General features: G+C 59.2%; 13 protein-coding genes. 2 read left to right on the top strand and 11 right to left on the bottom strand.

Features of this window, described 5'->3' with window-relative positions:
* Nucleotides 1–98 precede the first annotated feature (98 nt).
* From KDN35_RS01055 to KDN35_RS01045, 3 genes are read right to left on the bottom strand one after another with little or no spacing between them, the layout of a single operon-like run.
* A complete protein-coding gene (locus KDN35_RS01055; protein ID WP_171564280.1) occupies nucleotides 99–821 on the bottom strand; it encodes an amino acid ABC transporter ATP-binding protein in 723 nt (240 codons plus the stop codon).
* Entirely contained in the window at nucleotides 814–1470 is a 657-nt protein-coding gene (locus KDN35_RS01050) for an amino acid ABC transporter permease (protein WP_212131884.1), read from the bottom strand. Before KDN35_RS01050 ends, KDN35_RS01055 begins: the two co-directional genes overlap by 8 nt.
* 30 nt (nucleotides 1471–1500) lie before the next feature.
* On the bottom strand, nucleotides 1501–2307 hold the full coding sequence (locus KDN35_RS01045; RefSeq protein ID WP_212131883.1) for a transporter substrate-binding domain-containing protein: 807 nt from the start codon (nucleotides 2305–2307) through the stop codon (nucleotides 1501–1503).
* Nucleotides 2308–2610: 303 nt separating this feature from the next.
* Here KDN35_RS01045 and KDN35_RS01040 point away from each other — a divergent pair, with 303 nt between their 5' ends.
* Both KDN35_RS01040 and KDN35_RS01035 read left to right on the top strand, forming a co-directional pair.
* Nucleotides 2611–3741 carry a M20 family metallopeptidase gene (locus KDN35_RS01040; RefSeq protein WP_171564281.1) on the top strand — a complete coding sequence of 377 codons (1131 nt, stop codon included), beginning with the start codon at nucleotides 2611–2613 and terminating at the stop codon, nucleotides 3739–3741.
* A 190-nt stretch (nucleotides 3742–3931) separates the two neighbouring features.
* A complete protein-coding gene (locus KDN35_RS01035) occupies nucleotides 3932–5290 on the top strand; it encodes a TrkH family potassium uptake protein (RefSeq protein WP_212131882.1) in 1359 nt (452 codons plus the stop codon).
* A 54-nt stretch (nucleotides 5291–5344) separates the two neighbouring features.
* Here KDN35_RS01035 and rpe read toward each other — a convergent pair whose 3' ends face one another.
* The 8 genes from rpe to def all read right to left on the bottom strand — a co-directional run bounded on the left by rpe (nucleotide 5345) and on the right by def (nucleotide 13668).
* Nucleotides 5345–5992, bottom strand: coding sequence for a ribulose-phosphate 3-epimerase (gene rpe / locus KDN35_RS01030; RefSeq protein ID WP_171564283.1), 648 nt, complete (start codon nucleotides 5990–5992; stop codon nucleotides 5345–5347).
* Nucleotides 5986–6876, bottom strand: a complete 891-nt coding sequence (gene rsgA, locus KDN35_RS01025; RefSeq protein ID WP_212131881.1) for a ribosome small subunit-dependent GTPase A — start codon at nucleotides 6874–6876, stop codon at nucleotides 5986–5988. Before rsgA ends, rpe begins: the two co-directional genes overlap by 7 nt.
* Nucleotides 6877–6894: 18 nt before the next feature.
* Complete coding sequence (gene pknB / locus KDN35_RS01020; protein WP_171564285.1) at nucleotides 6895–8844, bottom strand: Stk1 family PASTA domain-containing Ser/Thr kinase; 1950 nt, start codon at nucleotides 8842–8844, stop codon at nucleotides 6895–6897.
* A 5-nt stretch (nucleotides 8845–8849) separates the two neighbouring features.
* Nucleotides 8850–9611, bottom strand: a complete 762-nt coding sequence (locus KDN35_RS01015) for a Stp1/IreP family PP2C-type Ser/Thr phosphatase (protein WP_212131880.1) — start codon at nucleotides 9609–9611, stop codon at nucleotides 8850–8852.
* A gap of 4 nt (nucleotides 9612–9615) precedes the next feature.
* The gene (rlmN, locus tag KDN35_RS01010) at nucleotides 9616–10686 is read right to left on the bottom strand and encodes a dual-specificity RNA methyltransferase RlmN (protein WP_212131879.1); all 1071 of its coding nucleotides are present in this window, start codon (nucleotides 10684–10686) and stop codon (nucleotides 9616–9618) included.
* A 198-nt stretch (nucleotides 10687–10884) separates the two neighbouring features.
* Complete coding sequence (gene rsmB / locus KDN35_RS01005; RefSeq protein ID WP_212131878.1) at nucleotides 10885–12231, bottom strand: 16S rRNA (cytosine(967)-C(5))-methyltransferase RsmB; 1347 nt, start codon at nucleotides 12229–12231, stop codon at nucleotides 10885–10887.
* Between the two features lie 3 nt (nucleotides 12232–12234).
* Complete coding sequence (gene fmt / locus KDN35_RS01000) at nucleotides 12235–13185, bottom strand: methionyl-tRNA formyltransferase (protein ID WP_212131877.1); 951 nt, start codon at nucleotides 13183–13185, stop codon at nucleotides 12235–12237.
* A 6-nt stretch (nucleotides 13186–13191) separates the two neighbouring features.
* On the bottom strand, nucleotides 13192–13668 hold the full coding sequence (def, locus tag KDN35_RS00995; protein ID WP_212131876.1) for a peptide deformylase: 477 nt from the start codon (nucleotides 13666–13668) through the stop codon (nucleotides 13192–13194).
* Nucleotide 13669: the final 1 nt, after the last annotated feature.

The following is a 13669-nucleotide window of genomic DNA, read 5'->3' as shown; positions in this document are numbered from 1 at the left end:
TATCCGCGGCTTCATTCCTTGCCTCATGGTGTGCCCTGCTGCGGTTGCCCGCAAGCGATGGCAATGTCGTATACACGACTTTGCTCAGGACTGCGTCCTCACAGCATTTTTTCCAAAAACTGTTTGGCCCGCTCGCTGCGCGGACTGGTGAAAAACTCCTCCGGCGGCGCCTCCTCCACCAGCCGTCCCCCGTCGAGGAAACAGATACGGTCGGCTACTTCCCGGGCGAAGTTCATCTCGTGCGTGACGATCGCCATCGTCATGCCGGACTCTGCCAACCCTTTCATAACCTCCAGCACCTCCTTGACCATCTCCGGGTCGAGTGCCGAGGTAGGTTCGTCAAACAGCATGATCTCCGGCTCCATTGCCAGTGACCGGGCGATGGCCACGCGCTGCTTCTGCCCGCCGGACAGCCGCGCCGGAAAGACGTCGGCCTTGTCGGAGAGGCCGACGCGGGCCAGCAGTTCCCGGGCCTTGGCTTCGGCTGCCTCCTTGGTCACGCCCTTCACCTTGACCGGCGCGTACGTCAGGTTGTCCAGCACGGTCATGTGCGGGAAGAGGTAAAAGTGCTGAAACACCATGCCGATTTTTTGCCGAATCTTCATCACGTCCGCTTTGGGGGCGGTAATCTCGTCCCCGTCGATGAAGATGCTGCCCTTTGTCGGGGTCTCCAGCAGATTGATGCAGCGCAGCAGCGTCGATTTCCCCGACCCTGACGGACCGATGATTGCCACCACGTCGCCGCGGCCGATCTCGGTGGAGATGTCGTGCAGGACGTCAAGCGATCCGAACGACTTGCTTACGTTTTGAATCTTAATCACTGCGTCTGAGCCTCCTCTCCAGACCGTGCGCAAGCCAGGTGAGCAGCATGACCATTACGTAGTACAGCGCACCGGCAATCAGGTACGGCTCGAAGTAGCGGAAGATTGTTCCCTTCACAATGTTGGCGTTCTGCATGATATCGGCCAGCCCGATCGTGGAGACCAGCGCCGATTCCTTCAACAACGCGATCGTTTCGTTCACCAGGGCAGGCAGGATGTTTTTCAGCGCCTGCGGCAGAATGATGTCGATCATCATCTGCCGGTACGGCACGCCAAGCGCCTTGGCAGCCTCCCACTGCCCCTTGTCGACAGCCATAATCCCTGCGCGGATCGTCTCTGAAATGTACGCGCCGGAGTTGAGCGTAAAGGTGAGCACGGCTGCCTCGAACTTCGAAATGTTATAGCCGAATATCTGCGGTGTCGCAAAATAGACGAACGTCAACTGCAAAATCAGCGGCGTGCCGCGAAACACCGAGGTGTAGGCGACCGCCAGCCATTTTAGTATGCGAACGTTGGAAATCTTGATCAGCGCCAGAATCGAGCCCCAAATAAACCCCAGCACCACCGCGAGGAGCGTTACCTGTAAGGTGACCTTTACCCCGTTCAAGATAAACGGGATATAGGGCACAATCTGTTGAAAATCAAACATGCCCGTTTTCTACTCCTTGTCAGGGCCCGGTTATTGGCCGAACCACTTCTTGATCAGCTTGTCCATCTCACCGTTTTCCTGCATTTGTTTAAGCACCTTGTTGAAATCCTCCACGTACGGAGAACCTTTCGGGAAGGCCACGGCAGAACCGTTGTTTTCGGCTTCATTTATCGTGGTGAACTGGAGTCCCGGATTGGCGTCGATGTAGCCTTTGGCCACGGTGTCCTCCAGGATCGCAGCATCGACGCGGCCCGTTTTCACCTCTTCGACGATTTCGCCGGTCTTGTTCAGCGAGACAATTTCCATTCCCTGAATTGTCTTGGCCAGTTCCTTTGCCGCTTCTTCCTGGATGGAACCGGTCTGCACGGCCACTTTTTTGCCAGCCAACTGCTCCGGCTTGGTCAGTTTGCTCTCTTGCTTGGCGACAATCGTGTTCTTGGCGTCGTAGTAGATGATGGAAAAGTCCACGTTTTTCTGCCGTTCCGGCGTCGGCGTCATGCCCGCCATGACGAAGTCGGCGCGGTTGCTTTGCAGTGCGGGAATCAACCCGTCAAAGTTCATGTCGACGATTTGCACCTCGTAGCCCAGCTCTTTGGCGATGTGCTTGGCGATGTCAATGTCAAAGCCGACGATCTCATCCTGGCCGCTGGACAGGTCGTGGAATTCATACGGCTTGTAGTCGGCCGAGGTAGCCATGATCAGCGTTTTTTCTTCACCGGAGGAAGCTTGTCCGGCCGGCTGTTCCCCTGCAGGCTGTGCGCCGGTGCCACATCCAGCCAGTACCGTTACCGCCAGCAGCGTGGAGACGGCGAGCGAAAACAAGGACGTCTTTTTCATTGATATACCCCCTAGATATGATGTGAGTAAAGTACCTTCGCTTGCCATAAATCGTTGGCTGCGGAAGTGCAAGCTGCCGGCTGCTTCTCCGACAACTTATATTTATTCATCATAATGCTTATTTTAATCATTACCGAAACAATTTCAACTAAATTTTATTTATCAGACAACAACAGGCGGCGTGATACCGCATTGCGCCGCGGTCGGACGTCCCGCCGCTTTTCTTGAAAAAGCCGCCCGCTCTGGCACAATTCTTCCCTGCGATGTATCATGCAGGTGGAAACTGTTGCGAGGAGGGCGTGTATGAACAGGAATTGGACTGAATATTTTCGACGGCTGCTGCCGGATGTGCTGGAAGAACTGCGCACCTACGTGGAAATGGAGTCGCCCACGCACGACAAGGCGGCGGTCGACAAGCTCGGGGCATACATCTCGGACCGTTTTCGCAAGCTGGGCTGCCGGGTTGAGGCGATTCCGCAGCGCGAATACGGCAGCCAACTGCGTGTGGAATACGGAAGCGGCCGCGAGCAGGTGCTCGTGCTCGGCCATTATGACACGGTCAAGGAGATCGGCACACTCAGCCGGGAGCCGTGGCGCATCGAGGATGGCAAAGCGTGGGGCCCTGGTACGTACGACATGAAGGCGGGCATCGTGTTCGGCTATTTTGCCCTGCGCGCGATCATTGAAGAACACCTGCCGCTGGAAAGCAAACTGGTCTTTTTCTGGAACACGGATGAAGAGGTCGGCAGCCCGTCATCGGAGGCGCTGATCAAAGAGGAAGCGAAGCGGAGCAAATGCGTGCTGGTGCTGGAGCCTGCGGCGGGAGACGGGTCGTTGAAAACCAGCCGCAAAGGCGGCGGCAATTTCGTATTGAGGGCAAAAGGACGGGCGGCCCACGCCGGCAACGACCACGCCTCAGGCGTCAACGCCATCGCCGAGTTGGCTCATCACGTCCTTACCGTCCAGTCCTGGACCGATTACACCGCGGGCACGACGCTGTCTGTAGGCACGATCAAGGGCGGGATTGCCTCCAATGTCGTACCGGACTGTGCGGAAGCGGTCGTGGACGTACGCGTCAGCACGTCGATGGAAGCGGAACGAATCAGCCGACTGATGCGTTCGCTTTCCCCCGTCTTGCCCGGCGCCGAATTGGACGTAGAGGGGAGCATCAGCAAACTGCCGATGGAACGGACCAGCGAGACGGAACGCCTCTTTCTTCACGCCCGTTCGTTGGCTGCCCTGGAGGGTCTGGACCTGACCGAGACCGGCGTCGGCGGCACCAGCGACGGCAATGTGGCGGCAGCGGTCGGCACGCCCGTGCTTGACGGACTGGGACCTGTCGGCGACGGCGCCCACGCCCCTCACGAACACATCGTAATTGATGCGATTCCGCAGCGGATCGCGCTGCTGCTGCGCTTGTTCACCACCTTGTAATGACCGCCTGACTTACGGGATCTCAGCCAGTCATTGGCAATTTTTCTGCTCGTCAGCGACAGAAGGGGTGTGATCCGGCACGGCAGGGGCGGGACGAAATCATCGCTGCCCCCGCCCTCTTTTGGGCATTGCGATCCGCCATTCCATTCGCTATGATAGTCCGTATGATGTTTTACGGGAGGCAGTTGCTTTGGCTGTGACCGACAAACGACGTCGCTTTAGTTCCGTACAAATTATCGTATCCTTTTACCTGAGTGCCGTGCTGATTTCCACCCTGCTGTTGATGCTGCCGATCTTTCACCAGCCGGGTGCCCGGCTTACGTTTCTCGACTCGCTGTTTACTGCGTCAAGTGCCATCAGCGTGACGGGCTTGACGGTGATCGCGATTCACGAGGTGTTTAATCAGTGGGGGCTTCTCCTGCTCACGCTGCTTTTTCAGATCGGCGGCATTGGCATCATGACGCTGGGAACGTTTTTCTGGCTGGTTCTGCGGCAGCGAATCGGGCTGGAACAGCGCAAATGGATCGCGACCGACCACAACCGCCCCACGCTTGCCGGACTCGTCTCCCTGATGCGCAGCATCCTCCTGCTCGCCATCTTCATCGAGCTGGCTGGAACCATCATGCTGGGCAGCTACTTCCTGGCGGCAGGGTACCACGCCGATTGGTATACGGCCTATTTTCACGGTTTTTTTGCGTCGGTCAGCGCCTTCACCAACGCCGGGTTTGACATCTACGGAAACTCGCTGATCGGCTTTTCCCACGACTACGTATTCCAGCTGATCCACATGGTCTTGATGGTGCTGGGGGCGATCGGCTTTCCCGTGCTGGTCGAGGTAAAGGACTACATCGCGCATCGGCGGCTCAACCGGCGGTTTACCTTTTCGCTGTTTACCAAGATCACCACGCTGACGTACCTGATCCTGAGCGTGGCGGGCGCCCTGTTTTTCCTGCTGTTTGAATGGGACGGATTCCTGGCGCACAAAAGCTGGGACGAATCGCTCTTTTTTGCGCTGTTTCAATCGCTGTCCACACGCAGCGCCGGTCTGACGACGATGGATGTCAGCGTGCTGTCCACACCCACACTGGTCATGCTGTCTGCCCTGATGTTCATCGGGGCCTCTCCCAACAGTGTGGGGGGCGGGATTCGGACGACCACGTTTTTTGTCATGATCGCCACGGTCATCGCCTACATGCGCGGTCGGAAAGACGTCAAGGTGTTTGGCCGGGAGCTGGAGGAAGACGACATCATGCGCTCCTTCCTCGTCTTCTTTGTGGCCGTCAGCCTGGTCTTTGCCGCAATCGTCCTGCTCGTCTGGATCGAGGGGCAGCCCATCCAGCAGGTCTTCTTTGAAGTGTGCTCGGCGTTCGGAACGACGGGGATGTCCATGGGGATTACATCCGAACTGAGCACGTCCGGCAGGGTGATTCTGATCATCACGATGTTAATCGGCCGGATCGGAATCATCAGCCTGCTGCTCCTGCTGAAAAAGGACGAGCGGCAGATTCGCTACCATTATCCAAAAGAACGGGTAATCATTGGCCAGTAGCCAACAACGTCAAAAGCCATCCTCACAAAGAGGATGGCTTTTTGCTGTTATGGGTCAGCCGCGAATCGCCGCGATGGCTTGTGCGCGGTCCGCCTGATTGAAGACGGCGCTTCCGGCGACGAGCACCGTGGCCCCCGCTTCCTCGCAGAGGCGGGCAGTCTGCGCGTTGACACCGCCGTCTACTTCAATTTCAACATGATTCAGTCCGCGCTCGTCGAGCATCCGGCGCAGTTCTTTGATTTTCGGCACGACGCTGTGAATGAACTTCTGGCCGCCAAAACCGGGGTTGACGGTCATCAGCAGCACCATATCCAGATCTTCCAGCACCGATTCGATGGTCACCAGCGGGGTGGCCGGGTTGAGCACAACCCCTGCCTTTACCCCCTGTTCCTTGATCAGGTACAGCGTGCGGTGCAGATGGCGACATGCCTCCTGGTGAACAGTGATCCAGTCCGCGCCGCTCTTGGCAAACTGCGGAATATAGCGGTCCGGCTCTTCAATCATCAGATGCACGTCCAGCGGCAGCTTGGTCACGGGGCGAATCGCCTCCACGATCAGCGGTCCGATCGTGATGTTGGGAACAAAGCGGCCGTCCATCACGTCGACGTGAATCCAGTCGGCGCCGCCCCGTTCGACGTCCCGAATCTCTTCGCCCAGGCGGGCAAAGTCAGCGGACAGAATAGAGGGTGCAATTTTTACCATGGCTTGTTCCTCCGTTGGTATTCTTTCAGTTCCTCGCGAAATTGCTTGTAGTGCTGGTAGCGCTCGGTGTCCAGTTCACCCGCATCTAGTGCCGCGAGGACGGCGCAGCCGGGTTCGCTTACGTGCAGACAGCCGCGAAACTTGCACGAGGCACTGAGTTCGCCAAAGTCGCGGAAAGCCTCCGCCAGGTCGAGCTCGTCGATGCCGATAAACTCCAGGGAACTGAAACCTGGGGTGTCCGCCACATACCCCCCGCCAGGCAGCGGAATCAGCTCCACGTGGCGGGTCGTATGCCGGCCGCGCCCCAGTTTCTGGCTGACGTCGCCAGTCTGCAGGCTGATGCCGGGAAACAAGGCGTTGATCAGCGAGGATTTGCCCACGCCCGACTGGCCGGCAAAGACGGAGATGGAGTCGCGCAGCGCTTCGCGGAGCGCCTCGACACCGCGCATGTCCACGGTGGACGTGGGGATGACGCGGTAGCCGATCTTCTCGTATTTGCGCACGACCGCTTCCACGTCGTCGTCCGCCGCGATGTCCGATTTGGACAGCACGATCACCGCATCGATCCCGGCGTGCTCCGTATGCACGAGAAACTTATCCAGCAAAAACGGGCTAAACGCCGGCTCTGCCATGGAAAAGACGAGCACAGCCTGATCGACGTTGGCAATGGGCGGGCGAACCAGCTCGCTCGTCCGTTCGCCCACTTCCATCACGTACCCCTCGCTGTCGCTGATGACGTCGTACACGACCCAGTCGCCGACGAGCGGATGTACTTTCGCCCCTTTTTTCTTGAACAGTCCCCGTGCCCGGCACTGGTAGACGCGATCCCCGTCGGCCACGTAGTAGAATCCGCTTAATGCTTTCACGATCCGTCCTTCTGGCATCCATGTCCCCCCAACTGCTTATGGCACACTGTCGTAGGTGATGGTGATTTTCTGATAATCCGGTATTCCGTTGCGGTACACTCGGATTACGGCGTTTTTCTGCGGCGACAGCACTACCGGCACGTCATAACCCTTGCTCTCGGTGATCTTCTCATCGATGACAATCTGATTGTCGCCGCGCGCGTCGTTCACCGTAATCCTGACCGACACTTCGCCCTCGCCGTCCAGCACTTCCATGTAGATCGGCTGGGAGGCGAACCGGGCTTCCGCCGGATATTGACCGTTGCTGACGATCAGCGGAATCGCCGTACCCTTTGTCACCCGGGTATTCGGCTCGTACGGCGAAGGCATGCCGATGACAATGCCCTGTTTGTCCGTATAGGCCGGTTCATACCTGATGTTTTGCTGGTCGACCAGAAGTCCCTTCTTGAACAGCTCGATCTGGGCCTGTTCCAGGTTATAGCCGCGCACGTCCGGAATGGTTACCTGCGGCGGTCCCGAGCTGATCTCCACCCGCACGTCCGTCTTGTTGGGAACGACCTTCTCGCCCGCCGCCGGGGACTGGTCGATCACATGGCCGGCCGGCACCTTATCGTCCTCTTTTTCCACAAAGGTATTGTCCGTAATGGCAAACCCTTTATCCCTCAAAGCCTTTTCCGCATCCTCCCGGCTAAGGTTGGCGAGATTGGGCATCTCTACGGCTTCCTGTCCTTTGCTGACGTAAATCGTCACAATGCCGTTTTCCTTTAACCGCATCGGCGGCGCCGGGTCCTGCCGGATCACGATGTCCTTCTCGACGCTGTCGTTCTCCTCGTAGACCACCTTGGGAACCAGTTTGAACTCGCGGATGCGCTCCTCTGCCAGTGTGCGGTGCGTCCCCTCCACGTGCGGCACCTGCACTTCGGGCACAGACGGGAAGAGGTTTACCACCAGGTTGAACCCGAGAAAGGCCAGAACCATGAACAAGCCGATTGCCCCGACCCACATCGCTGGTTTGACCCACCATCGGCGCGGCTGCGGGCTTTCCTCCTCCTGCTGCCCGGCCTGCCCCTGACGTCCCTGGGCTTCCAGCATCTCCGGTGTAATGGCCGGATACACCTTCGTCTGCTCGTCGTCTACCGGGAACTGAATCTTCTCCTCGTTAAGCCGCTCCGGCAGAAGGCAGGTCTTCAGGTCCTCCATCATTTCCCGTGCGGAAGCGTAGCGCATTTGCGGGTCCTTGACCAGCGCTTTGAGAATTACGTTTTCCACGCTTTGCGGAATGTTCGGATTGACCTGACGCGGTTCGGGCAGGGGTTCCTGCAAATGCTTCAAAGCGACGGAAATCGGTGAATCGCCGGAAAACGGCAGTTGGCCGGTAACCATTTCGTAGAGCACAATGCCCAGTGAGTAAATGTCCGACTTTTCCGCCGTCACGCCACCGCGCGCCTGCTCCGGCGAAAAGTAGTGGACCGAACCGAGCACGGCGTTGGTGTGCGTGATGGTGGTGGACGTCACCGCACGGGCGATGCCAAAGTCGGTCACCTTCACCCGTCCGTTTTTCCCGATCAGAATGTTGTGCGGCTTAATATCGCGGTGGATGATCTGGTTTTGGTGGGCGTGGTCCAGCGCGTCGCAAATTTCCGCAGCAATCCGCACGGCCTCTTCCACCGGAAGCGCTCCGTGGCGGTTGATCAGATCTTTCAGCGTCGAGCCTTCCACGTACTCCATCACCATGTAGTGGGTGTCCCCGTCCTGTCCCACGTCGTACACGCCGACCACATTGGGGTGAGACAAGCTGGCTACGGCCTGCGCTTCCCGCCGGAAACGGGTGACGAAATCTTCGTCCGTTCCGAACTGTGACCGCAGCACTTTCACCGCTACCTGACGGTTCAGGACCAGATCCTTCGCCTTGTATACAATAGCCATTCCACCCCCGCCGATGCGGGCTTCCAGTTGGTATCGTCCCCCCAGTCGTTGACCTTCCATCTCGCTCACCCCTCTCTATTGCCGGTGACGGGCTTGGGTTTGTTGCGAACGGCTACCAATGTGATGTTGTCCTCGCCGCCAGCGTCCAGCGCGTGTTCGACCAGACCGTCCACCTGTGCCTGCAGCGATACGGGACGCTTCAACCACTCCACCATCACCGAATGATCTACTTTGTTGCTCAACCCGTCAGAGCACAGCAACACCACGTCGCCCTCCGACCAGTTGAACTGCCCCAGATCGATGCGCACATCCGGCTCGGTGCCGAGGGCGCGCATCAACACGTTGCGCTGAGGGTGAACCGAGGCTTCCTCGGCGGTGATTTGGCCGCTTTTCATCAGTTCGTGCACGAGCGAGTGGTCTTCCGTCTTCAACTGCAGACCATCCGCGTTGAAATGATACAGGCGGCTGTCGCCGATGTGCGCCGTCACGCCTCCAGTCTCTCCCAACAGCGCGGCCACGATCGTCGTCCCCATGCCGCTGCACTCCGGATGCTGCTGGGCGTATTGGTACACTTCCTCGTTGGCCATGAGGAGCGCGTCCATCAAGCGCTCGCGAGCGTCTTCATCGCTCAGTTCGCCGTCCAGATGACGCAGTTCTTTTACAATTCGCTCAACGGCGAGACGGCTGGCAATATCTCCAGCCTGGTGGCCGCCCATGCCGTCGGCGACCACGGCCAGCACGCGCCCGTTCAGGTCGGCGATGCAGGCAAAGTAGTCCTCGTTGACCTGACGGACGCGGCCGACATGTGATTTCATCGCAATTTCCATGAGATCACCCCGCGGTTTCCTTTGCGTATTGAGCCCGGAGCTGGCCGCATGCAGCTGCAATGTCGCTGCCGTGCTCGCGGCGGATCGTCACATTGATCCCTCGCTCCTCCAAAATGCGTTTGAAGCGGAAGATTTCGTTGCGCGGGGTACGCACGTAATCGCGTTCCGGCACGTAGTTGACCGGGATCAGGTTGACGTGGCAGAGCATGTCGCCGATCAGGTCGGCCAGTTCTTCCGCGTGCTCGGGCTGGTCGTTTTTCCCTCCGAACAAACCGTACTCAAAACTGATGCGGCGGCCTGTCTTGGCAATGTAGTAGCGGCAGGCCTCCAGCAGTTTCTCCAGCGGAAAGCCCCGGTTGATCGGCATGAGCTTGGAGCGCAGTTCCGTATTCGGGGCATGCAGGGAGATTGCCAGATTCACCTGACCTCCCTTGTCCGCAAATTCGTAGATCTTGGGCACGATGCCGCTGGTTGATACGGTGATGTGACGGGCCCCGATGTTCAGTCCGCGGTTGTCGTTGATAATCCGCAAGAAGGCGATCAGGTTGTCAAAATTCTCGAATGGCTCGCCAATGCCCATGACGACGACGTGGCTGGCGCGCTCTCCTTCTTCGTCCAGCTTCCGCTGGGCCATCAGCACCTGGGCGACGATCTCGCCGGCGTCCAGATTGCGCTTCAGACCGCCCAGAGTGGAGGCGCAAAACGTACAGCCGATGCGGCAGCCCACCTGAGTGGTGACGCAGACGCTGTTGCCGTAGTTGTGCCGCATGATCACCGTCTCGATCGCATGGCCGTCCACCAGTTGGAACAGGAACTTGACGGTACCGTCCTGTGACACCTGGCGCGTAATTTCTTGCAGCGGATCGATGCGGAAGGTTTCGCTCAGCTTTTGCCGCAGATCTTTGGACAGGTTGGTCATCTCGTCAAACGAGCGGACACGCTTGACGTACAGCCAGTCAAAAATCTGCTGGGCGCGAAACGCCTTGTCTCCCGCCTCGACGAGCCACGTTTTCAACTCGTCCTGGGTCAGGCTGTAAATGAGCGGTTTTTCGCCCGTATACGATGAAAATGGCATTTTATGTTCACATCCTCAAGTAGTCGCATAGCGAGAAATCATCATTGTATCATTGTACCTTGCATTGCGCGCCGCATCAAACAGGAAATGAGGCCAACCGCGCAAGATGCGTCGCTTTTCCTAGTGTAAACCAAACGGCAAGGACGCAAACAACAGCAAAGGAGCGACATCCGCTGACGGAGTGCCACCCCTTTTCCGCTACCTTTTTCGTTTCAGACGGGCGATAAAAAATCCGTCGCTGTCAAAGTGATGCGGCAACACCTGCACGTATCCCGCATGGCCATCCAGCTTTTCCCGCGCCGCCTCCGGCAGGTCCTGTGCCAGCGCTTCGTCGAGCGCGAATTCCGGATGCTCGGCCACAAACCGGCGCACCACCGACTGGTTTTCCTCCGGTTCGATCGTGCAGGTGCTGTACACCAAAAGACCGCCTGGCGCCAGCATTCCTGCCACCCGTTCCAGCAGCCGGTACTGCAGGTCGGCGATCGCCGCCACGTCGTCCGGGGTTTTGTTCCACTTCAGGTCGGGCTTGCGCCGGATTACGCCAAATCCGGAACACGGCGCGTCCAGGAGTATCCGGTCGAACGCGCCCAGCCCCCTGTCCGGCAAATCAAGCGCGTCGCTCGTGATCGGCGTAATGATCGAGATGCCCAGCCTGTCGGCGTTTTCCGCAATCAACTCCCGCTTGTGCGGATGGACGTCGCTCGCCACGATCTCGCCTTTGTTTTGCATCAGCTCTGCCAGATGCGTCGTCTTTCCGCCCGGAGCGGCGCAGGCATCCAGCACCCGCATGCCCGGCTGGACGGCCAGCGCCGGCGCGACGAGCATGGAGCTTTCATCCTGCACGGTGAAATAGCCTTCGCTGAACCAGCGGGTCCCCGCCGCATGCCCGCCGGGAAACAGGATACCGTGCGGGCTGAGCGGAGACGGGGCAGCGTCCGGATACTCCTCACGCAGCCGCTCCAACAGTTCGTCCCGCGTCAGTTTCAGCGTATTGACGCGAACGGATGCATGTGGGGGGCGGTTGTTGCTCGCACAGATGGCGCGCGTCGCTGCTTCACCGTACGCCGCGATCCAGCGGCGCACCAGCCATTCCGGGTGAGACTCTTCGACCGCCAGCCGGCGCGCAGCGTCTCCCTCCGGCAGGCGCTCCCACACGTCAGGCTGCCGCAGCACGTTGCGCAGCACGCCGTTTACCATTGACGCGATCCCCTGGTGCCCTCTCCGCTTGGCGATCTCCACTGCTTCGTGCACTGCAGCCCGCGCCGGTATCCGGTCCAGGTAGCGAATCTGGTACAGGCTGAGCCGCAGCAGGTTGCGCACCCAAAGCTGCAGCTTTTTGCCGCGGACAAAGTGGGCGAGCACCTCGTCCAGCGTCAGCCGCCGCTGAATCGTGCCGTAAACCAGCTCCGTCACCAATCCGGCATCGGGGGCGCGCAGCTCCCCGCGCTCCAGGACGTGCTTCAACTCCAGATTGCTGTACGACTTGTGTTGCTCCACCCTGTTCAAGACGTCCAGGGCGATTTCGCGCGCTCCCTTGTGTGCCACGTGCTATTCTCCTACCTTTGTGCCGATTTCAATGCCGCTGCCGGCGCCGCGCAAAAAGTCGCGCGCGCTCATCCGTTTCTTTCCTTCCGGCTGCAGTTCCGTAATCTTTACCGCGCCGCTGCCGCAGGCCACGATCAGCCCGTCCTCTTCCCGGGCGACAATCGTGCCGGGCTTAGCCAACTGACCGTCCTCCGCCTGCATCTCCACCCACCAGAGCTTCCACACCTTTCCGCCATAGGTGGTAAAGGCGACAGGCCAGGGGTTGAGGCCGCGCACCTGGTTGTACACCTGCCGCGCATCCCGGCTCCAGTCGACCCGCTCATCCTCCCGTTTGAGCGTAGGCGCATACGTCGCAGCCTCGTGATCCTGCGGCTCAGGCACAATTTCTCCAGCCAACAGCTTCGGCACGGTTTCCACCAACAATTTGGCGCCGGACGCCGCCAGCTTGTCAAACAGCGTGCCGGCCGTATCCCGTTCGTCAATTGGCACGACCACGCGTGAGAGCATGTCACCCGCGTCCAGTGCCTCCACCATGTACATGATCGTCACGCCCGACTCGGTTTCGCCTTCCATGATCGCTTTGTGGATCGGCGCGCCGCCCCGGTACTTGGGCAAAAGCGAGGCGTGCACGTTAATGCAACCGTAGCGGGGCGCATCCAGCAAACGTTTCGGCAAAATCTGGCCGTACGCCGCTGTGACGATCAGATCGGGCTCCAGCGCAAGCACCTCTGCCAGCGCCTCTTCAGCCTTGATCTTCTCCGGCTGCAGCACCGGGATGCCGATGCGCAGCGCCGCTTCCTTTACCGGCGGCGGGGTCAGCACCCGCTTGCGCCCCACAGGCCGGTCAGGCTGCGTTACGGCAGCGACCACCTGGTACCCTTTCGCCGCCAGCGCCTCCAGGCTGGGGACGGCAAAGTCGGGCGTTCCCATAAACAGTATGCGCACGTCTTTCAAAACGGTTTATTCCCCTTCCTCTTCCTGGCTGATCGGATAGACCCGGTCGGCGATATCGATGAACAGGATGCCGTTGAGATGGTCGATTTCGTGCTGGGCGCAGCGGGACAAGAGGTCGTCTGCTTCCAATTCAAACACGTTGCCGTACCGGTCCTGTCCTCTGAGTTTGATCCATTTGTGACGGCGCACATCGCCGCGCAGACCGGGGATGCTGAGACAACCTTCCGGGTAGTCAAACTGCTCCCCTTCATAGGCGATAATCTCCGGATTGACCACCTCGATCAGGCCTTCCCCGCAGTCCATGACGATGACGCGCTTCGAGACGCCCACCTGGGGCGCTGCCAGGCCGACACCGTCTGCGTCGTACATGGTCTCCGCCATGTCGTCCAGCAGCTTGTGCAGGTTGGCGTTGAATTTGGTGACCACTGCCGCTTTTTCCCGCAGGATCGGATCTGGGTGTTTGACGATTGTGCGAATAGCCATT

The organism is Brevibacillus sp. NL20B1 (assembly GCF_018195675.1).
GTDB classification, from domain to species: domain Bacteria; phylum Bacillota; class Bacilli; order Brevibacillales; family Brevibacillaceae; genus Brevibacillus; species Brevibacillus aydinogluensis.
The sequence above is the reverse complement of the archived record's forward strand: the minus strand, read 5'-3'. Positions and strand labels throughout refer to the sequence as shown.

Excerpts from the sequence above, each read along its gene's own strand:
- KDN35_RS01050 (WP_212131884.1), bottom strand. The coding sequence starts at position 1,470 with ATGTTTGATTTTCAACAGATTGTGCCCTATATCCCGTTTATCTTGAAC.
- KDN35_RS01045 (WP_212131883.1), bottom strand. The coding sequence starts at position 2,307 with ATGAAAAAGACGTCCTTGTTTTCGCTCGCCGTCTCCACGCTGCTGGCG.
- KDN35_RS01040 (WP_171564281.1), top strand. The coding sequence starts at position 2,611 with ATGAACAGGAATTGGACTGAATATTTTCGACGGCTGCTGCCGGATGTG.
- rpe (WP_171564283.1), bottom strand. The coding sequence starts at position 5,992 with ATGGTAAAAATTGCACCCTCTATTCTGTCCGCTGACTTTGCCCGCCTG.
- rsgA (WP_212131881.1), bottom strand. The coding sequence starts at position 6,876 with ATGCCAGAAGGACGGATCGTGAAAGCATTAAGCGGATTCTACTACGTG.
- pknB (WP_171564285.1), bottom strand. The coding sequence starts at position 8,844 with ATGGAAGGTCAACGACTGGGGGGACGATACCAACTGGAAGCCCGCATC.
- KDN35_RS01015 (WP_212131880.1), bottom strand. The coding sequence starts at position 9,611 with ATGGAAATTGCGATGAAATCACATGTCGGCCGCGTCCGTCAGGTCAAC.
- rlmN (WP_212131879.1), bottom strand. The coding sequence starts at position 10,686 with ATGCCATTTTCATCGTATACGGGCGAAAAACCGCTCATTTACAGCCTG.
- def (WP_212131876.1), bottom strand. The coding sequence starts at position 13,668 with ATGGCTATTCGCACAATCGTCAAACACCCAGATCCGATCCTGCGGGAA.